This is a genomic window from Streptomyces sp. BL1, from assembly GCF_057628045.1.
Genome location: NZ_JBXYWZ010000002.1, coordinates 8,020,866 through 8,039,736, shown reverse-complemented (window position 1 = coordinate 8,039,736; position 18,871 = coordinate 8,020,866). Strand labels below are relative to the sequence as shown.

The 18,871-nt window shown below is 71.0% G+C and carries 20 protein-coding genes; 11 read left to right on the top strand and 9 right to left on the bottom strand.

Annotated elements, in window-relative coordinates:
* Positions 1-7: 7 nt before the first annotated feature.
* Entirely contained in the window at positions 8-1,288 is a 1,281-nt protein-coding gene (locus AC3AGO_RS35545; RefSeq protein WP_487824435.1) for an MFS transporter, read from the bottom strand.
* A gap of 167 nt (positions 1,289-1,455) precedes the next feature.
* Here AC3AGO_RS35545 and AC3AGO_RS35540 point away from each other — a divergent pair, with 167 nt between their 5' ends.
* Positions 1,456-2,226 (top strand): dienelactone hydrolase family protein, encoded by a 771-nt coding sequence (locus AC3AGO_RS35540; RefSeq protein WP_487824434.1) that lies wholly within the window; start codon positions 1,456-1,458, stop codon positions 2,224-2,226.
* Positions 2,227-2,768: 542 nt separating this feature from the next.
* Here the strand turns inward: AC3AGO_RS35540 and AC3AGO_RS35535 are convergent.
* Positions 2,769-3,599: an ABC transporter ATP-binding protein gene (locus AC3AGO_RS35535; protein ID WP_487824433.1), complete on the bottom strand. Its 831-nt coding sequence runs from the start codon at positions 3,597-3,599 to the stop codon at positions 2,769-2,771.
* Positions 3,586-4,482: an ABC transporter permease gene (locus AC3AGO_RS35530; protein WP_487824920.1), complete on the bottom strand. Its 897-nt coding sequence runs from the start codon at positions 4,480-4,482 to the stop codon at positions 3,586-3,588. Before AC3AGO_RS35530 ends, AC3AGO_RS35535 begins: the two co-directional genes overlap by 14 nt.
* 213 nt (positions 4,483-4,695) lie before the next feature.
* On the opposite strand from AC3AGO_RS35530, the gene AC3AGO_RS35525 reads away from it, so the two are divergent.
* Positions 4,696-5,337: a TetR/AcrR family transcriptional regulator gene (locus AC3AGO_RS35525; RefSeq protein WP_487824432.1), complete on the top strand. Its 642-nt coding sequence runs from the start codon at positions 4,696-4,698 to the stop codon at positions 5,335-5,337.
* A 222-nt stretch (positions 5,338-5,559) separates the two neighbouring features.
* Here AC3AGO_RS35525 and AC3AGO_RS35520 read toward each other — a convergent pair whose 3' ends face one another.
* Positions 5,560-6,033, bottom strand: a complete 474-nt coding sequence (locus tag AC3AGO_RS35520; RefSeq protein WP_487824431.1) for a winged helix-turn-helix transcriptional regulator — start codon at positions 6,031-6,033, stop codon at positions 5,560-5,562.
* A 119-nt stretch (positions 6,034-6,152) separates the two neighbouring features.
* Here AC3AGO_RS35520 and AC3AGO_RS35515 point away from each other — a divergent pair, with 119 nt between their 5' ends.
* Positions 6,153-6,644, top strand: coding sequence for a PaaI family thioesterase (locus AC3AGO_RS35515; protein ID WP_487824430.1), 492 nt, complete (start codon positions 6,153-6,155; stop codon positions 6,642-6,644).
* Positions 6,645-6,816: 172 nt separating this feature from the next.
* Here the strand turns inward: AC3AGO_RS35515 and AC3AGO_RS35510 are convergent, their stop codons facing one another.
* Positions 6,817-7,389 (bottom strand): TetR/AcrR family transcriptional regulator, encoded by a 573-nt coding sequence (locus AC3AGO_RS35510; RefSeq protein WP_487824429.1) that lies wholly within the window; start codon positions 7,387-7,389, stop codon positions 6,817-6,819.
* A 148-nt stretch (positions 7,390-7,537) separates the two neighbouring features.
* On the opposite strand from AC3AGO_RS35510, the gene AC3AGO_RS35505 reads away from it, so the two are divergent.
* From AC3AGO_RS35505 to AC3AGO_RS35485, 5 genes are all read left to right on the top strand, one after another.
* The gene (locus tag AC3AGO_RS35505) at positions 7,538-8,230 is read left to right on the top strand and encodes an SDR family oxidoreductase (protein WP_487824428.1); all 693 of its coding nucleotides are present in this window, start codon (positions 7,538-7,540) and stop codon (positions 8,228-8,230) included.
* Positions 8,231-8,286: 56 nt separating this feature from the next.
* Positions 8,287-9,342, top strand: a complete 1,056-nt coding sequence (locus AC3AGO_RS35500) for an aldo/keto reductase (RefSeq protein WP_487824427.1) — start codon at positions 8,287-8,289, stop codon at positions 9,340-9,342.
* A 139-nt stretch (positions 9,343-9,481) separates the two neighbouring features.
* A complete protein-coding gene (locus tag AC3AGO_RS35495; protein WP_487824426.1) occupies positions 9,482-10,486 on the top strand; it encodes an NADP-dependent oxidoreductase in 1,005 nt (334 codons plus the stop codon).
* Between the two features lie 85 nt (positions 10,487-10,571).
* A complete protein-coding gene (locus AC3AGO_RS35490) occupies positions 10,572-11,441 on the top strand; it encodes an alpha/beta fold hydrolase (protein WP_487824425.1) in 870 nt (289 codons plus the stop codon).
* 124 nt (positions 11,442-11,565) lie between these two features.
* The gene (locus AC3AGO_RS35485; protein WP_487824424.1) at positions 11,566-12,399 is read left to right on the top strand and encodes an SAM-dependent methyltransferase; all 834 of its coding nucleotides are present in this window, start codon (positions 11,566-11,568) and stop codon (positions 12,397-12,399) included.
* A 113-nt stretch (positions 12,400-12,512) separates the two neighbouring features.
* Here the strand turns inward: AC3AGO_RS35485 and AC3AGO_RS35480 are convergent, their stop codons facing one another.
* Positions 12,513-13,097, bottom strand: coding sequence for a TetR/AcrR family transcriptional regulator (locus AC3AGO_RS35480; RefSeq protein WP_487824423.1), 585 nt, complete (start codon positions 13,095-13,097; stop codon positions 12,513-12,515).
* A gap of 98 nt (positions 13,098-13,195) precedes the next feature.
* Between AC3AGO_RS35480 and AC3AGO_RS35475 the strand changes: the two genes are divergently transcribed.
* Positions 13,196-13,582 (top strand): nuclear transport factor 2 family protein, encoded by a 387-nt coding sequence (locus AC3AGO_RS35475; protein ID WP_487824422.1) that lies wholly within the window; start codon positions 13,196-13,198, stop codon positions 13,580-13,582.
* A 481-nt stretch (positions 13,583-14,063) separates the two neighbouring features.
* Positions 14,064-14,927, top strand: a complete 864-nt coding sequence (locus tag AC3AGO_RS35470) for a glycoside hydrolase family 16 protein (RefSeq protein ID WP_487824421.1) — start codon at positions 14,064-14,066, stop codon at positions 14,925-14,927.
* A 102-nt stretch (positions 14,928-15,029) separates the two neighbouring features.
* On the opposite strand, the gene AC3AGO_RS35465 is transcribed toward AC3AGO_RS35470, so the two are convergent.
* Positions 15,030-16,442, bottom strand: coding sequence for an MFS transporter (locus AC3AGO_RS35465; protein ID WP_487824420.1), 1,413 nt, complete (start codon positions 16,440-16,442; stop codon positions 15,030-15,032).
* A 340-nt stretch (positions 16,443-16,782) separates the two neighbouring features.
* Here AC3AGO_RS35465 and AC3AGO_RS35460 point away from each other — a divergent pair, with 340 nt between their 5' ends.
* The gene (locus tag AC3AGO_RS35460; RefSeq protein WP_487824419.1) at positions 16,783-17,214 is read left to right on the top strand and encodes a DUF3592 domain-containing protein; all 432 of its coding nucleotides are present in this window, start codon (positions 16,783-16,785) and stop codon (positions 17,212-17,214) included.
* 25 nt (positions 17,215-17,239) lie between these two features.
* On the opposite strand, the gene AC3AGO_RS35455 is transcribed toward AC3AGO_RS35460, so the two are convergent.
* Together AC3AGO_RS35455 and AC3AGO_RS35450 are read right to left on the bottom strand one after the other, a co-directional pair.
* Entirely contained in the window at positions 17,240-17,836 is a 597-nt protein-coding gene (locus AC3AGO_RS35455; protein WP_487824418.1) for a TetR/AcrR family transcriptional regulator, read from the bottom strand.
* Positions 17,837-18,059: 223 nt separating this feature from the next.
* The gene (locus tag AC3AGO_RS35450; protein WP_487824417.1) at positions 18,060-18,851 is read right to left on the bottom strand and encodes a bestrophin-like domain; all 792 of its coding nucleotides are present in this window, start codon (positions 18,849-18,851) and stop codon (positions 18,060-18,062) included.
* Positions 18,852-18,871: the final 20 nt, after the last annotated feature.

The following is an 18,871-nucleotide window of genomic DNA, read 5'->3' as shown; positions in this document are numbered from 1 at the left end:
CCGTTCCCTACGGGCCGGCGGCGGGCCGTTCCGTGGGGTCGTCCTGGTCCGGTTCCACGCCGTGCCCCGACGTTCCGCGACGGTCCGGCTCCGCATGGTCACCGGGCTCTCCGCGGTCGGTGGGAGAAGGGGGCGCGGGGGCGAAGTACCGGGCGTACCGGAGGGTGACGAGGATGAGGGCCATCGGGATGAGCATCGCGGCCCGGTAGCTCCAGGCGTCGCCGACCGCGCCAACGAGGGGTGAACCGATGAGGAAGCCCACGTAGTTGAAGACGTTCAGCCGGGCGATCGCGGCGTCCGAATCGCCGGGGAAGAGGCGGCCGGCGGCGGCGAAGGTCTGCGGGACGAGTACGCACAGGCCGAAGCCGAGCAGGGTGAAGCCGCCCAGTCCCGCCCACGCTCCGGGCGCGACGGCGACGGTGGCGAAGCCGAGGGCGGCGAGGACGGTGCCCGTACGCACCACGGCTACGGCGCCGAAGCGGCGCACTCCCGCGTCGCCCACCGCGCGGCCGATCAGCGTGGTGATCATGTAGAGGTTGTAGGGGACGGTGGCCAGTTGCTCGGAGCTGCCGAGCACGTCCTTGAGGTATTTGGCGGACCAGTTGGAGACCGTGGAGTCCCCGATGTACGTGAACGTCATCACCAGGCACAGGGGCAGCAGCAGCCGGAAGAGGACAGGCGAGGTACTCCCCCGTGTTTCCCGGTCGCCCTCCGGTGCGGGTGTCTTCTCGGCGTCCACGTACCAGCGGCTGGCGATCAGCGCTGCGGGCAGCAGCACGGCCACGGCGGGCAGATAGGAGACGATCAGCGTCAGGTCGTAGTGCGCGCCCACCCAGGCGAGGCTGGCGCCGGCGATGCCGCCGAGGCTGTAAGCGGCGTGGAAGCCGAGCATGATGCTGCGCCCGTACGCCCGTTGGAGGCTGACGCCGAGCATGTTCATCGACGCGTCCAGCGCGCCGACGGCTATCCCGAACACGCCCAGCGCGAGCGCCACGCCGAGCATGCCGTGGCCGGCTCCGGCGCCCAGCAGCGCGAGCAGCACCACGGGCTGGGACCAGCGCAGTACGCGGCTGGGGCGGACGCGTTTGACGAGGTGTTCGGTGGCGACGCTGCCGGCTCCGGCGAGTACGGGAACGGCCGCGAGGAAGACGGGCAGCATCGCGTCGGAGATGCCGTGCTGGTCCTGGAGGGCGGGGATGCGCGTCACGAGCAGCGCGAAGGCGGCGCCCTGGGCCAGGAAGCTGACGGCGAGGGCGGCTCTGCCGCGGCGTTGCCGCAGGTCGGTCATGAACGCCGAGGGTATGGCCTCTCCTTACCGGTAGGTAGGGGTGTGCAGCGGCGATCCCGCGGGCCGGTCCGGTGGCGGGCCACGGCGGCGGGCCGCCCACGTGACGGTCCGACAGCTCGCGGTGATAGGACGGGATCACGCATCACGCCGAGGAAGGATCACTTCGCATGGCATCCAGGCAGGTCACGTCGTGGCAGGTCGACATCCCCACCCCGGACGGTACGGCGGACGCGTTCGTCGCCGCGCCCGAGGGCGACGGCCCGCATCCGGCCGTCCTCTTCTACATGGACATCTTCGGACTGCGGCCCGTCCTGAACGGCATGGCCGAGCAGCTCGCCTCGTACGGCTACTACGTGCTGGTCCCCAACGTCTTCTACCGCCACGGCCGCGCGCCGGTCGTCCCGGTGCCGGACATGAGCGAGCCGGAGCAGCGCGAGGCGTTCTTCCAGCAGGTGCGGCCGATGCTGATGGGGCACACGCCGGACCGTTCGGTGCCGGACGCGGGAGCCTTCCTCGAGTTCCTCGAGCAGCAGGACGAGGTGGCGCCGGGCCCGGTGGGGGCGACGGGGTACTGCCTGGGCGGGCTGCTGTCCGTACGTACGGCCGCCGCGTATCCGGAGCAGGTGGCCGCGGCCGCCAGTTTCCACGGCGGGCACCTGGCCACCGACGCGGAGGACAGCCCGCACCTGCTGGCCGAACACATCAAGGCCGAGCTGCACTTCGGGCACGCCGAGGACGACGACGCGATGACGCCCGACGACGTGGACCGGCTGGAGAAGTCCCTGGACGCGGCCGGCGTCCGCTACACCTCCGAGGTGTACCCCGGCACGGTGCACGGCTTCACCATGGCGGACACCTCGGCGTTCAACGAGTCCGCGCTGGAGCGCCACTGGGAGCGCCTCCCGGCCCTCCTGGCCCGCAACCTCCCCGCGAGCTGACACCCCTGCGGGCTTCGGCCTCGCGGCCTGAAGCCCGCCGCGGCGCCCGCCTCTCCCCCGCCGAACGTGCCGCCTGGCACCGTACGGGCGGCGGGACCGGCCACTCCTCGGCGTGGGCGGCCCCGCCGCGCGGGTCGCCGCGCGGGACGGCGCGCGGGACGGCGCGCGGGACGGCGCGCGGGACGGCGCGGGTGTGGACGGCGCGGCGTGGAGGACTCTTCCGTGCTCGCGTTCGCGGCCACGCGGCGCGGCCCGGCGGCCCGCGGCGCCCGGGACGTCGCGGGCGTGGGCTGTCCCGCGGGACGTCGCGGGCGTGAACTGCCCCGGTTCTGTGCGGCGTTGCGTTCGCGGCTCGGCGGAGCCCGCCGTGCTGGCGCGGCGTCACGACGCCGACGGGCGCGGCCCGGGGCCCCGCGGCGCAGCAGGCCGCCGGTTCAGCGCGGCCTCGCAGCACAGCCTCGCGTTGCACGAGGGCGCCGCACCAGAGAGGCGGACCTCGGCCCCACCACGCGGGACCGCCGTGTCAGCGGCGAGTGTCCTTCTCAGGCGCTGCCCTTCTCGTACGCGGCGACGACCTCCTCCGTGGGGCCGTCCATGCGGAGTTCGCCGTGTTCGAGCCACAGGACGCGGTCGCAGGTCTCGCGGATGGACTTGTTGTTGTGGCTGACGAGGAAGACCGTGCCGGCCTTTTCGCGCAGTTCGTGGATGCGGTCCTGGGAGCGCTTCTGGAAGGACTTGTCGCCGGTCGCCAGCGCCTCGTCGATCATGAGGACGTCGTGTTCGCGGGCGGCGGCGATGGAGAACCGCAGCCGGGCGCCCATACCGGAGGAGTACGTGCGCATCGGCAGGGAGCTGAAGTCGCCCTTCTCGTCGATGCCGGAGAACTCGATGATGTCGTCCCGCCGTTCGAGGATCTCCTGGCGTGACATTCCCATCGCCAGCCCGCCGAGGAGCACGTTCTTCTCACCCGTCAGGTCGTTCATCAGCGCGGCGTTGACGCCCAGCAGGGAGGGCTGGCCGCAGCTGTAGACGGTGCCGGACTCGACGGGCAGCAGCCCCGCGACGGCCTTGAGCAGGGTCGACTTGCCCGAGCCGTTCGAGCCGATGATGCCGATGGCCTCGCCGCGGTACGCGGTGAAGCTCACGCCGCGTACGGCGTGCACCTTGCGGACCGCGGCGTCGGAGGGGCCGCGCCGGAAGATCCGGCGCAGCGCCGCGACCGCGCCCCCGCCGCCCTTGCTGCCGCCCTGGGGGCGGTAGACGACGTGGACGTCGTCGGCGATGACGGTCGCCTGCCGGAAGGCGGCCGGTGCGGGCGGTGTTGCGATTGCCGTGCCCGTGGCGCCGGTGCTCGTGGTGTCAGCCGCGTCCATAGCTCTCTTCCGCCTTCCAGAAGTACACGAAGCCGCCGAGGCCCAGCAGCAGCGCCCAGCCGGCTGCCAGAGCCCAGACGTGCGAGGGGAGTTGGTCCGCGCCGAAGCCGTCGATGAGGGCGAAGCGCATGAGGTTGATGTAGACGGCGGCCGGGTTCATCCCGGCCAGTTCCACCAGCCACGGGGCGGCGTGCGCCCGGGTGAGGGTGTCGGTGAGGCTGTACATGACGCCCGATGTGTACATCCACGTACGCAGCAGGAACGGCAGCAGCTGCGACAGGTCGGGGATCTTGCTGCCCACCCGCGCCAGCACCAGCGCCAGCCCGGTGTTGAACACGAACTGGCACGCCATCGCGGGCACCACCAGGAACCACGACATCCGCGGGTGGTGCCCGAAGCCGAGCAGGATCAGGAACAGCACGCCGAGGGAGAACAGCAGCTGCTGGAGCTGCTGGAGGGCGAAGGAGATCGGCAGCGCGGCGCGCGGGAAGTGCAGGGCGCGTACGAGGCCGAGGTTGCCGGAGACCGCCCGCGTACCGGCCATGGCCGAGGCCTGCGTGAACGTGTAGACGAACACGCCGGTGACCAGGAACGGGATGTACGTGCTGATGCCCATGCCGCGCTTGGCGCCGAGCAGGACGCCGAAGACGAAGAAGTAGACCGCCGCGTTGAGCAGCGGGGTGGCGACCTGCCAGAGCTGGCCGAGCTTCGCCTGGCTGTACTGCGCGGTCAGCCGGGCCCCGGCGAAGGCGGTGATGAAGTGCCGCCGCGCCCACAACTGCCGTACGTACTGCGGGAGTCCGGGGCGCGCGCCGCTCGGACTGAGACCGTGCGCGGCGGCCAGCTGCGCCGGGGTTCCCGCAGGCGGCGGGGCCGGCGGCAGGACCTGTGCCGGCGGCCCCGGTGGAGAGGCCGGCGGCTCTTCGGGAGCGGCGGTCGGCACATGCACTGGCTCTCACCTCGTGGTCTCGGTCCGCCGGCCGGTCAGCAAGGCGGCCCGGCCGAAGCGATGGAACGGGTGCGTTCCGTCGCGACGTGAACGGTAGAGCACGGCACGACGGAACACAAGCGTTCCGTCCCGGGATAGGGTCGGGGCATGGGTGACCACACAGGCGAGGAGACCCCCGCGGCGGCGCGCGAGCGGCGCGCGCCCGCGGGAGCGGCCGTACTGCGCGACGACGTGACCGACGCGATCCGTACGGCGGTGATCGAGGAACTGGCCACCGTCGGCTACGGGCGGATGTCGATCGAGCGCATCGCCCGCCGCGCCGGCGTCGGCAAGGCCGCCGTGTACCGGCGCTGGCGCTCCAAGCTGCCCATCGTCCTCGACGTGATGTCCACCCTCGCCGCGCAGGGCCTGCCCACCCCGGACACGGGCAGCCTCACCGGCGACGTGCGTACCCTGCTCGGCGCGATCGCCGCGGTGCTGGAGCACCCCACGGCCTCGCAGATCCTCCCCGACCTGCTCGCCGAGGCGGCCCGCAACCCCGACATCGCGCACGCCGTACAGGCCGCGGTGCGCGACTCGCAGCGCGGCGTCGCCGGCACCGTCATCGGCAACGCCGTAGCGCGCGGCGAGCTCTCGGCCGACACCGACGTCGACCTCGCCCTCGACCTGGCCAGCGGCCCCCTCTACTGGCGCCTCGTCATGGCCCGCACCCCCCTGCCCCCCGGCTACCTGGACGCCCTCGCCCGCGCCACGATCGCAGCCCTGGGAGCAGCGCGGCTGCCGGGCTGACGGGCCACCGGGGCGTGCGCTGGACCGGCGAGCGCGCCGGGCGTCCGTCGGACTGATGGGTGCTGTTCCGGCGGGAGTTGCTCCATGGAGGCAGGCCCCCGCCGAGGCTGAGCGCCCGAACGCCGGCCCCCATCGCACTGCTGTCCCGCCGCAGAAGAGCCGCATGGGATCGGCCGTCCCGGCCTCGGAGTGCCGCGACGGCTCCGCCTCAGGCCGGCCTGTTCACGCCCGGCGGCGGGCGCCCGGCCCCGGTTGGGCGGTGACGTCCCGGGGGGTCAGCGCGGTGTGTTCGGCGTCGCACTGGACGGTGACACGGACCGGCGCGCCACAGTCGGTGTGGCGGACGTCCAGGACGGGTCCGGGGCTCTCGGGGCCGAGGGCGTGGCGCTCTCCCCACTGGCCCAGCGCCATCAGGACGGGCCACAGTTCCCAGCCCTTGCGGGTCAGCCGGTACTCGTTGCGGGAGCGGCGGCCCGGTTCCTGGTAGCGGACGGCCTCCAGGACTCCGGCCGCGGTCAGTTTGCGCAGCCGGTCGCTGAGGACGGCCTCCGAGAGCCCGATGTGGCGGTGGAAGTCGTCGAAGCGGCGCACCCCGTTGACGGCGTCGCGCAGGATCAGCAGCGTCCACTTCTCCCCCACCACGTCCAGGGCGCGCTGGACCGGGCAGTTCTCCGTGCTCGCCTCAAGCCACTCCATCCCGTCATCGTAGGGCCCCTGGCTTCACCATTGACAGTCAGATGCGGCCGGAGCTAGCTTCACTCAACGAAGTCAGAGAGCGGGGCGCCAGAGGGCGGCCGGACGGAAGGCGCTGGACTGTGGGACGCACGCGTACGTACAGCTGGGACGATCCCTCGATCCCCGCAGAGTCCGCCCGCGAGATGACCGGCCTCGACTTCCTGCGCGCGATGCAGGCGGGACGTATCTCGCGGCCGCCCATCGGCCAGACCCTCGACTTCGGCCTCGACGAGGTGGAGCACGGCCGGGCGGTCTTCTCCGTACTGCCGGGCGAAGAGCACTACAACCCGATCGGCAGCGTGCACGGGGGCGTGTTCGCCACCCTGCTCGACTCGGCGGCGGGCTGCGCCGTCCAGTCCACGCTCCCGCAGGGGATGGCGTACACGTCGCTCGACCTGACCGTGAAGTTCCTGCGGCCGATCACAGTGGAGACGGGCCGGGTGCGCGCCATCGGCACCGTGGTCAACGGCGGGCGCCGCACCGCCCTCGCCCAGGCCCAGTTGGTCGACGCGGACGACCGCCTGCTCGCCCACGCCACCAGCAGCTGCCTGCTCTTCCCCGTGCCCGCGTAGCACCGCGGACGTTCGGTACGAGTACGCCGCCCGACGACGTTCTCGTACCTGTGCTCAGCACCGATGAGATCGCGCGCGACATCCGGCAGCAGGTCGCGGTCCTGCTGCCGCGCTGACGGCGGCACTTAGCCGCTGGGGCGGTCACGGTGCGCCTGGTGGTGGTACCCGCTGTTCAGTCGATTTCCGTCACGGCCGCGTGCGCGGCCGCGAGGATCTCCTCGGAGAGCGGGGAGCCCTTGGTCGCGCGGGCCAGGACGAGCGCGCCGAACAGGGTGCACAGACGGGCGAGGCCGTCCTGGCCGTCACCGGATTCCCCGTCGGCCAGGAAGCCGGCGAAGTCGCCCACTCCCTCCGCGTAGACGCGCCGGGCCTCGTCTCCCCCGCCGCCGCGCGCGATGTCGGTGGCGAGCGCCGCGACCGGGCAGCCGTGCGCCACGTCGTCACGGTGCTCGACGGAGAGGTAGGCGTCGATCAGCTCGCGCTGCGCGGCTTCACGCCGCCCGTCGTACTGCTCGAGCCCGGCGGTGTACCGCCGGCCGAGCTCGTCGATCGCGTGAGTGGTGGCCTCGTCGACGAGTGCTTCCTTGGAGGGGAACTGCTTGTAGAAGGCGCCGTGGGTCAGCCCGGCCGCCTTCATCAGGTCGGCGACGCTGACCTGCGTGCCCTGCTCCCGGAACAGCCGGGAGGCGGTGTCCACGACCCGTCTGCGGTTCTCCTCCGCCTGCGCCTGCGATACGCGGCCCATGGCCACCTCCTGCGTGCTTCTCCGTGAAACCATTTTGGATGTCGACTGGCATCTATCGTAATCCGATGTTTAGATTGTAGTCGCAATCTAAACCAACTGGGTGCGGGCGGCCGGACGGCGCCCGCCACTACCGGGAGCAGGATCAGACATGGAGCTCAAGAACGCGGTCGCGGTCGTCACCGGCGCCAACCGGGGGCTGGGCCGGCACCTGGCCGCCCAGCTCGTGGAGCGCGGAGCGAAGGTGTACGGGGCGGCCCGCCGCCCCGAGACGGTCGACCTGCCGGGTGTCACCCCGCTGCGCCTGGACGTCACGGACGAGGGGTCGATCCGCGAGGCCGCCCGTACCGCCTCCGACGCGACGCTGCTGATCAACAACGCGGGCATCTCCACCGGCGCCACGCTGATCGGCGGCGAACTGGACGAGGTGCGGCGGGAGATGGACACCAACTTCTTCGGTCCGCTCGCCGCGACCCGCGCCTTCGCCCCCGTGATCGAGGGCAACGGCGGCGGCGCCGTCCTCAACGTGCTGTCCGTCCTGTCCTGGTACCACCCGGCAGGCCTCGGCTCCTACGCCACCTCCAAGGCCGCCGCCTGGGCGCTGAGCGGCGCGAGCCGCGAGGAGCTGGCACCGCGCGGCATCACCGTCTCCGCCCTGCACGTCGGGTACATGGACACCGACATGGCCGCCGAGGTCCCCGCCGACCAGAAGGTCTCCGCCGCCGACGTCGCGGCCCAGGCCCTCGACGGCGTCGAGACCGGCCTGCCCGAGATCGTCGCCGACGAGCTGACCCGGCAGGTCAAGCAGGGCCTGTCCGCGGCACTCCAGCCGAACGCGGGCTGATCCCGCCCCTCCGCCCCGGCACGACCGCCTTCCCACCCCTCAGGCAAGGACATCTCATGCGTTACACGACCTTCGGCCACCGGACCGGACTGCGCGTGTCCGAGTACGCGCTCGGCACCGCGAACTTCGGCACCGGCTGGGGCGCGGGCGCCGAGCCCGACGAGGCCCGGCAGATCTTCGACCGGTTCGCCGAGGCCGGCGGCACCTTCCTCGACAGCGCGGACGGCTACCAGTTCGGGGAGTCGGAGGAGCTGACCGGGAAGCTGATCTCCGCCGACCGCGACCACTTCGTCCTGGCCACCAAGTTCACCCTCGGCGCCGCCCCGCAGCCGGACATCTCCAGGACGGGCAACAGCCGCAAGAACATGGTCGCCTCGGTGGAGGCCAGCCTGAAGCGCCTGGGCACCGACCACATCGACCTGCTGTGGGTGCACTTCCCCGACGAACTCACGCCGATGGAAGAGCTTCTCCGCGGACTCGACGACCTGGTGAGCGCCGGCAAGATCCACCACGCCGCGCTGTCCAACTTCCCCGCCTGGCGCGTCTCGCGCGCGGTGACCCTCGCCGACTTCAAGAACCAGGCCCCGATCGTCGGGATCCAGCACGAGTACAGCCTCGTCGAACGCACCGCGGACCGCGAACTCCTGCCCATGGCCGAGAGCCTGGGCCTGGGTGCCGCCCTGTGGTCCCCGCTCGGCGGCGGACTGCTCACCGGCAAATACCGCACCTCCACCGAGGGGCGCCTGAGCGACCTGGGCATGGTCATTCACACCGAGAGCACCGGCCAGAAGACCGCCGTCGTCGACACCGTCCTCGCCGTCGCCGAGGAGACCGGCGCGACACCCGCCCAGGTGGCGGTGGCCTGGGTGCGCGAGCGCGCCGCCCGCTCGGTGGCCACGCTCGTCCCGATCATCGGCCCGCGCAGCCTCACCCAGCTCGACAGCTACCTCGGCGCCCTCGACGTACAGCTGACCGACGCGCAGTACGCCCGGCTGACCGACGTCAGCGCGGTACCGCTCGGCGTGCCCCACGAGGGAATCGCCGGCTCGCTGGACCGCCTCCAGGGTGGCGCCGCAGGCCACGTCATCAACCCCGCAGTGCCGGTGGCCTGAGCCGCCGGGGACGCCCCCGGCCGTGCCCGCGGGGCAGCGCACAAACGCAGAACCATCACAAACTGGTGCATATAGCCAGCACCCCGCAACGAATGAACATCCCGCCCCCACGCGGCCGGGAAAGGAAACGGAGACGGCGATGAAGGCCTTCACGGTCGACAAGTACGGCGGCGCGGCCAACATGCGCGCCGCCGAGATCCCCGACCCCTCCGTAGGTCCCCACGACGTCCTGGTCAAGATCCACGCGGCGAGCGTCAACCCGCTGGACATGAGGCTCCGCAACGGGGACTTCAAGGCGTTCCTGCCGTACCGGCTCCCCCTCGTCCTGGGCAACGACCTGGCCGGAGAGGTGGTCCAAGTGGGCGCCGCCGTAACGGAGTTCGCAGTCGGCGACGAGGTCTACTCCCGCCCCGACAAGGACCGCATCGGCACGTTCGCCGACCTCATCGCCGTCCATCAGGACGACCTGGCTCCGAAGCCCACCACGCTCACCATGACCGAGGCCGCCTCCCTTCCCCTGGTGGCCCTGACCGCCTGGCAGGCACTGGTCGAGCGGGCCGATGTGCAGCCCGGCCAGAAGGTCCTCATCCACGCGGGCGCCGGCGGCCTCGGCTCCATCGCCGTCCAACTGGCGAAGGCACTCGGCGCGCACGTCGCCACCACCGTGAGCACCGCCAAGGTGGACCTGGCCGAGAAGCTCGGCGCGGACGAGGTCATCGACTACCGCACACAGGACTTCGGGACCCTCCTCGACGACTACGACGTCGTCCTGGACAGCCTGGGCGGCGACAACCTCTCCAAGTCCCTGCGCGTCCTCAGGCCCGGGGGCACGGCCATCTCCGTCGCGGGTCCGCCCGACCCGGCCTTCGCCCGCGAACTCGGCGCGAATCCGGTCCTGCGCCTGGCGATGACCGCGCTCAGCTTCACGGCCCGTCGCCGGGCCAAGCGCCTCGGAGTGACGTACTCGTTCCTGTTCATGAGGGCCGACGGCGACCAACTCCGCGCGCTCACCCCACTCATCGACGCCGGGAAGATCCACCCCGTCGTCGACCGCGTCTTCCCGTTCGACGAGACCCTCCAGGCCATGGAGTACGTCGAGAAGGGCCGCGCGAAGGCCGGCAAGGTCGTCGTCTCCATGACCTGACCCCCGGGCGGGCCCGCACGGCCGGCTGGAGAGCCGGCCGTCCCCCGAACACACCACACCTCACAGCTCCCCTCAGGACCCCACCATGAGCGCACCGCCCGGCTCCCCCACGCCCGCCCCGTCGCCGTACAAGAACGCGCCGACCCGCTTCGTACCCGTCGACGGCGTCAACTTCGCCTACCGGCAGCACGGTTCGGACGACGGCGTACCGCTGATCCTCCTCAACCACCTGTCCGCCGTCCTGGACAACTGGGACCCGCGCGTCGTGGACGGACTCGCCGCCCGCCGCCGGGTCATCACCTTCGACAACCGGGGCGTCGGCGCCTCCGACGGCTCCACGCCGGACGCCGTCGAGGCGATGGCCCGCGACACCGTCCAGTTCGTCAAGGCCCTCGGGTACGACCGCGTAGACCTGCTCGGCCTGTCGATGGGCGGCTTCATCGCCCAGGTCCTCGCGGCGCAGGAGCCGGACCTCGTACGCAAAATGATCCTCGCGGGCACGGGCCCTGCCGGAGGCCCCGGCATCGACAAGGTCACCGGCCTCACCCTCAAGGACATGCTCAGGGGCGCCCTTACCTTCAAAGACCCCAAGCACTACCTCTTCTTCACCCGGACCGCGGACGGCCGGCAGGCGGCCCACGCCTTCCTGAACCGGCTCGAGGAACGCACCGACGACCGCGACAGAGCCATCTCCCTGTCGTCCTTCCGCGCCCAGTTGAAGGCCATCCGCCGCTGGGGCACCCGGGCCCCCGCCGACCTGTCGCGCATCCACCAGCCGGTGCTGGTGGCCAACGGGGAGAGCGACCGGATGGTCCCGAGCGTCAACTCCCTCGATCTCGCGGCCCGGCTGCCCCGGGGCGAGCTCGTCCCCCTCTACCCCGACGCGGGACACGGCGGCATCTTCCAGTACCACGACGCCTTCGTCGCCCGGGCGCTGGAATTCCTCGAGGCGTAGACCCGCCGAAGCACAGGGCAGCCGCACGCCAACGAACCCGCACCGTACGGGAGTTGTCCCCGACGCCCCGTCAGGGCAGGGTGTCCGTCGGAGCGCTGAACAGGACACGGGAGCGGAGGCGTCAGTGGCGCAGGAGGACAGTGAGGGTGCGGCCCGGGGCGACGGGGCTGGGCTGATCGACAGTACGGAGGCGCACTCGGCGCGCGTCTACGACTACATCCTGGGCGGCCGCGACAACTACGAGGTGGACCGGGCCACGGCCGACATCATGTGCGCCCAGTGGCCCGCGCTGCCCGTACACATGCGCGCCAACCGGGCGTTCATGCACCGCGCCGCCGCCCATCTGGCGCGCGAGCGCGGCGTACGGCAGTTCCTCGACATCGGTACGGGGCTGCCCACGCGGCCGAACCTGCACGAGGTCGTGCAGGACGTGGCGCCCGCCTCGCGCGTGGTCTACGTCGACAACGACCCTGTCGTCCTGCTGCACGGGCAGGCGCTGCTGTCCGGAACCCCTGAGGGCCGGACCGAGTTCATCGACGCGGACATGCGCGAACCGGACGCCATCCTCGGCTCCGAAGGGTTCCGCCGGACACTGGACTTGAACGAGCCGGTGGGCCTGATGGTGATCGGCATCCTGCACTTCATCCTCGCCTCCGACGACGACCACGGCCTCGTACGGCGGCTGCTGGACCCGCTGCCACCGGGCAGCTTCCTCGCCGCCACCATCGGCACCGGGGACTTCGCGCCGGACGAAGTGGGCCGCGTGGCACGGGAGTACGGGCGGCAGGGCATGCCGATGCAGCTGCGCAGCCACGCCGAGGCCGCGGCGTTCTTCACCGGGCTGGAGCTGGAGGAGCCCGGCGTCGTCCAGGTACACCGCTGGCGCCCGCAGCCCGACGACGAGCCGGCCGACGACAAGGACATCGCCATGTACGGAGGCGTCGCCCGCAAGCCCTGACCGGCCGCCCCCTCCCCCACCGCAGCCCGACACCGGCAGGCGGGGCTCCGGGTCTTCGGGGGCGAGTCGTGTGCGGGCTCCGTTCCGCCGGCGCGCGCGGAGCCGGTCGAAGGTCAAGCCTCGGGCTGGGGATCCCCGAGGAACTCCGCGACGAGTTCGCGGACGTACGCCTCATCCGTACCGGGAATCGAGAAGACCACCCGGAAGTAGAGCGGCGCGACGATCCGGTCCAGAACCTGCTGCAAGGACGGGGGCGCGGGTGCGTCGCCGCGTTCCCGCGCCGCGTCGAGGACGGGACGGAAGCGCTCGCTGACCCTGCGCAGACACTCGCGCAGTCCGTCGTGCCGCTCGTCGACGTCGGGCGCGACCTCGGCGCGGAAGAACGCGATGCCACCGGGCCGGGAGAGCTCCGCCAGCGTCCAGACCGCCTGGTTCTCCAGGTCGGTGCGCAGATCGCCGACGAGCGGGGGCGCGTCGGCGTCGCCGCGGTGCTGGGCGACGTCGGCCAGGAGCGCGGCGAGAGTGCCCCAACGCCTGTAGAGGGTGCTGGAGTTGACCCCCGCGCGCTGGGCCACGGCGGGGAGGGTCACCTGGTCGGCTCCGAACTCGCTCACCAGCGCGACCGCGGCGCCGTGTACGGCGGCACGGACGCGGGCGCTGCGGCCTCCGGGCCGCTTCGTCGATGCGTCAGCGTTCACCCCTCCACTCTAAAGCAAAGCGTTGCGCTTTAGTGGCGGGTGCGCATACAGTCGCGCTAAAGCGGAGAGCGCCGCTTTAGCGTTGGGAAGGGAACGTCATGTCCACGAATGAAGCCAACCTCGCCCTCGGGCGCCGCTTCCACCAGGCCCTTGTCTCAGCCGACTGGGACGGCATCCGAGCCCTGCTGCACGACGACGCCACCTGGACCCTGCCCGGCGACAACGCCATCTCCGGTACGGCCGACGGCGCCGACTCGGTGGTGGAGCGCGCTCAGCTGATCGCCTCGTACGGCCTCGACTTCGAGCTGCTGCATCTCCTGGTCAGCCGCGAGAACATGGCGCTCTCCCTGCACAACACCGCGCACCGCGAGGACGCCGTACTGGACGAATACCTGGCCACGGTCTGCCGGCTCCGCGACGGAAAGATCGCGAGCATCGAGACCTACCTCTCCGACGTACCCGGGATGAACGCCTTCTTCGTCTGACGACTCTCGACGGCCGTGCCGGGGGCCACAAGGGGCTATAAGCCTTGAAGCCACGGGGCGTTGGGGCCCCGAGGGCTGAACTGCCGGCACCCGGCCAGGCGTCATGACGCGGGGCAGCGGCGCCGCCACCGGCGCCGCGCTCACCCACCCCCACCCGAACGGGATGAGCGGAAGCCGCGCCCGCCACTGAACGCCAGGCGCCACCACCGGCACCGCGGCGAGCGGCATCGCGCGCCGCAACCCCCGGAGCAACGGCCGCCGGAGACCGGTGCGTTCAGCACTCCACCAGAGAACGCCCCTCAGACCCCAGGTCGGTTCATGTCTTCGACACAACTTGGACCAGACCTGTTGACATGTGCACCGTCACGCCAGAGGTTGTCCTCCGGAAGGCGGCGGATCGACGCCCTACCTGTCGCCCTCCCCGGCCCCGGTGGCGCCCCGCGCCGCCCGGTCGGCCACCCCCACAGGAAGGCGCCCTTCCATGAGAAAACTGACCTCCGTATCGGCCGGCCTGGCGGCCGCCACCGCGCTCGCCGCTCTGCCCTGGATGGCCTCGTCGGCCGACGCGTCACTGGCGACCTCGCAGCCGAAGCCCCGCGCCATGGCGGCGAGTTTCAGCGACGAGTTCGACGGAGCGAAAGGCACCGGCGTCGACGGTTCGAAGTGGACGCAGGAGACCGGCGACAACGTGAACAATCACGAGCGCCAGTTCTACACGAGCGGCACGGACAACGCGTCGCTCGACGGTGACGGTCACCTGGTCATCACGGCCAAGAAGGAGAACCCGAAGAACTACACCTGCTGGTACGGCAGTTGCCAGTACACCTCGGCGCGTCTCAACACCGCCGGCAAGTTCACCACCACGTACGGGCACGCCGAGACCCGTATGAAGGTCCCCGCCGGCCAGGGGATGTGGCCGGCGTTCTGGATGCTCGGCGAGGACATCGGCAGCGCGGGCTGGCCCGCCTGCGGGGAGCTGGACGTCGTGGAGAACGTCGGCAAGGAGCCGGGCACCGTGCACGGTACGATCCACGGCCCCGGCTACTCGGGCTCCGGAGGTATCGGCGCCGCCCACAACCTGCCCTCGGGCCAGAAGTTCTCCGACGGCTTCCACACCTTCGCCGTCGACTGGTCGCCGAACAAGATCGAGTGGTCCGTGGACGGCAAGGTCTACCAGACGCGTACGAACGCCGACGTGGGTGGCAACAAGTGGGTCTTCGACCACCCCTTCCACATGATTCTCAACCTCGCGGTCGGCGGCGACTGGCCGGGCGACCCCGACGGCAACACCCGGTTCCCGAACCAGCTCGTGGTCGACTACGTCCGCGTCACCGGCGGCAACTGACCCACCACGCAGGCCCGTTCACGGGCAGACCGGCGGGGTGGGCGCCACACCCACCCCGCCGGCAGGGCACTTCACGGCGGCATCGCCTCCACCGGAATGCCGCTAGTCCAGCGCCATCCCCTTGGTCTCCGGCGCCCACGCCACGGTGACCACCGCGCCCGCCACCAGCAGTGCCGCCAGCGCGAGCATCGACGTCGAGAACCCGTACGCGGACAGGCTGATGGGCAGCAGGAACGTACCGATCGCGGAACCGACGCGGCTCAGCCCGTTCAGCAGTCCCACTCCGGAGCTGCGCAGGGCCGTGGGGAACAGCTCCGGCGGATACACCTGGTCCAGGTTGGAGGACGCCGACATCATGAACGTGAAGACGAGGAACAGCGGGAACAGCACCAGCGTCGGCGCCTGCGGCCACACCCCGATCGGCACCAGCGCGAGCGCCATGATGATGAACGACCAGAGCAGGAAGCCCCGTCGGGTGAAGCGGGAGACGAACCACAGGCCGACCACGCCGCCGAGCAGCAGGAAGACGTTCAGCAGCCCGTTGCCGAGGAAGTCCTCGCCGCCCAGGCCCACTCGTGCCATGACCACCGGCAGGAACGTGTAGATGGCGAAGTACGGGATGACCTGGCAGTTGTAGTAGAGGACGCCGAAGAGGGTGCTTTTGCGGTGCTGTGCGCGGAACAGTTCCCGGTAGTCGTAGGACTCGGCAGGTTCCTGGCGGCGCAGCAGTTCGGAGAAGTCCACGCGTGGCCCGATGTGCTTGGTCACCACTGCCCTGGCCTCTTCGATACGGCCCTTGCTGACCAGCCAGCGCGGCGACTCGGGCGTGCCGATGCGCATGAGCAGGACGAAGACGGCGGGCAGGGTGCTGGAGAGGAGCAGCCAGCGCCAGCTGTCGCCGCCGAAGCCGATGAGGTAGTTGCCGAGGAAGTAGGCGGCGGTGTAGCCGACGGTCCACATGGCGGTGAGGGAGGCCAGCATGCCGCCCCGGTAGCGGCGCGGTACGAACTCGGCGACCAGTGTCGGGCCGAGTGCGTAGTCCGCGCCGATGCCGAAGCCGATCAGGAGGCGCAGGACGAACAGTTCGGCAGGGCCGGTCACGAAGAACTGTGCCGCCGAGGCGACGGCGATGAGCAGGAAGTCCAGTGTGTAGAGCAGTTGCCGCCCGTAGCGGTCGGCCGCCCAGCCGAGCACGATGCTGCCGGCGAAGATGCCGAGGAGCGCCGACGCGCCCAACAGGCCTTCCCAGGCCGCGCTCAGGTGCATCTGCGGGGAGATCAGCGTCAGTGCGATGCCGATGATGCCCAGGTGGTAGCCGTCGGAGAAGTTCGCGCCGAAGGTCAACGTCGTGATTTTGAGGTGGAATCGGTTGAGCGGTGCGTCGTCGAGCGAGACGGTGGCGTCGCTGCTCTGCCCGGAGCCCGGTACGGCCGCGGCGTCCGGCTCCTCCCCCGCTTCCGTATCCGGGCCGGCCCCTGGGCCTGTGTCCGAACTCGTCTCCGGGGCTTCTTTCATCGGTTCTCCTCTCGTCACCAGGCACCGGCGACGCCGCATACGGCCCACCGCGCACGACACTTCGCCGGGAGCCTCGCGCGCCCGGTCCCTTGACCAACCCGGCCTGAATGGCGGGTTTCATGCACCCTCTGCATTGAATAAGCCCCTGTCAAGGGTGTGTTGATAACCGGCAGCAGGCATATCCGGCGCGAGGATGCGCCGCCCGCCGCGGCCCGGCACCGGACCGCGAGGGGCGGGTGCGCATCCGCGCGGGCGTCTCGGATAGCGTTTGGCCCTTTGGCCAAGTGAGAGGGACGCAGTGAAGGTTCAGGTACGCGGGCACCGCGCCGGCCGGAAGGTCATGTTCGGAGCGATAGCGTTCGGCGCGCTGTTCCTGACCATCGGACTCGTCATGGCATGGTCCTCGGTCTCGTTCGTGACGCACGCGAAACACGCCCAGGGCACCGTGGTGGGAATGGAGTGGCGGAAGAGCGACAACCACAGCACGTCCCGCAAGTCGAAGTCGGACAACGAGCCCGCGGCCTACCCGACGGTGAGGTTCACTTCGGCGGACAGCGCGACGAGGACCTTCGAGAGCTCCACGGGTTCCAACCCGCCCTCGTACGACGTGGGTGAGCACGTCGACGTGCTGTACCGCGCCGGGGCCCCGGCCGACGCACGGATCAACGGGTTCGTTTCCATGTGGCTGATGCCGCTGGTCTTCACCGGGGTCGGCCTGGCCGTCACCGTCATCGGGACGGTGGGGGCGGTGAAGCAGCTCCGACGCTCCTGATCAGACCGCCCGCAGTTGCTCCGCATCAGGTCCTCCGCGGCTGCTCCAGCCCCTGGAGCAGCAGTCCGACCAGGCGGCGGGGGTCGTAGCGCGGGTCGGCGTCGCTACCGACGCACAAGTTGCCGATGCCGCGCAGCAGTTCGTACGACTGCGTACCGGGCCTGATCTCGCCGGCGCCGGCCGCGGCGTCGAGCAGCTCCGCGCAGACGGGCATCAGCCGGTCGAGGAAGTACGTGTGGAGCGTGGCGAAGCGGCTGTTCTCCGACTGCAGGGCCTCGGCGAGTCCGTGCTTGGTGACCAGGAGATCGACGAAGCGGTCGGTCCACTGGCGCAGCGCCGCCAGCGGCGATCCGGCGTCGGCCAGCAGGCTCGGGCCGGCTTCGGCGAGCGCGTCGACCTGGTGCTGGAAGACGGCGGCGACCAGGTCGGCGCGTGTCGGGAAGTGGCGGTAGATCGTCCCCATCCCGACGCCCGCCCGTGTCGCGATCTCGCGGATGGGCGCGTCGACGCCGGAGGCGAGGAACACCTCGGCGGCGGCGTCGAGCAGCTTCTGCTGGTTGCGTACCGCGTCAGCCCGCTTGCTCCGCGTCCGCGCGTTCCCCGACTGGCTCGCAGAAGACACCCGTTCTCCCTGTGGCGACGACCTTTCCCCGAACCGGAACTCTACTCCGCTTACCGCGACGGACCACCGCTCCCGGCAGCCTCGCGGCGCGGGTCGTACGGGGCGCCGGCTCGCTCCACCGGGTGACCGGGTCGTGGGCACAGCGTCGGCCCGCCAACTCCTCGCCCGCGTGCCATGTGGACCTGACCTGCGCAGATCCCCCCCCCGTACGGCCGGACGTGCTTCAGACGGCTCGGCCGTCGGCGTCGCAGGGGAGCTTCCCCTTGCCGTACGTCGCGGCGAATTCCTCGGAGGCGTCCTCGTCGGTGACGATCATGGCGGTGGGCTTCACCGTGATCATGCCGCCGAAGGGGCGGTCGACGTCGTGGATGACGAGCAGCGAGGCCGTCAGCAGGGCGGTGACGACGAGGAGAGCGGTGATCTCGGTGCCGCCGCGCCGGTACGGGAGGCAGAAGGCGAGGGCGATCACGGTGATCACCAGGGTGATGAGCATGAACCAGTAGATGGCGTCCGGGATGGCCGGGGTCGACTGGGACAGCCGGTCCCTTCTCGCGTCCGAGCGCTCCTTGTCGGCATCGACGAGCATGCTGAACTGCGCGTCTCCGGTCATCTTGTGGAATTCGCGGCGGAAGTCGTTGCTCCACACGTCGGGAGCCTCCGAGTGGTGCCCGCCCCTCATCGACGGCCACTCACCGGACACGACAGCGCGCGCGTAGCAGATGGCGTCCGCCTGGAGCGGCTGACGCTCCGCGTGCGGCGCGTACGCGGAGACCTCGAAGAGGTGTTCCACGGCACCGGCCTCGACGCGCGCCGCCTCCTCGGCCTTTCCGTACGAGTCGGCGGCCATCACCAGCACAAAGGCCAGCACCAGGACGGCGAGCGTCTGGAGAGGTTCCACGAGGTCCCGAACGGTCAGCGGCTCGGCCTCGTCCCCCAGCAGACGGCGCCGCAGCAGGCGGTTGGCCGCCAAGCCGGCGAGGAAGGCGACAGCAACGACGACAATGGTGATGACCATGACTCTCTCTCCGGAACAAG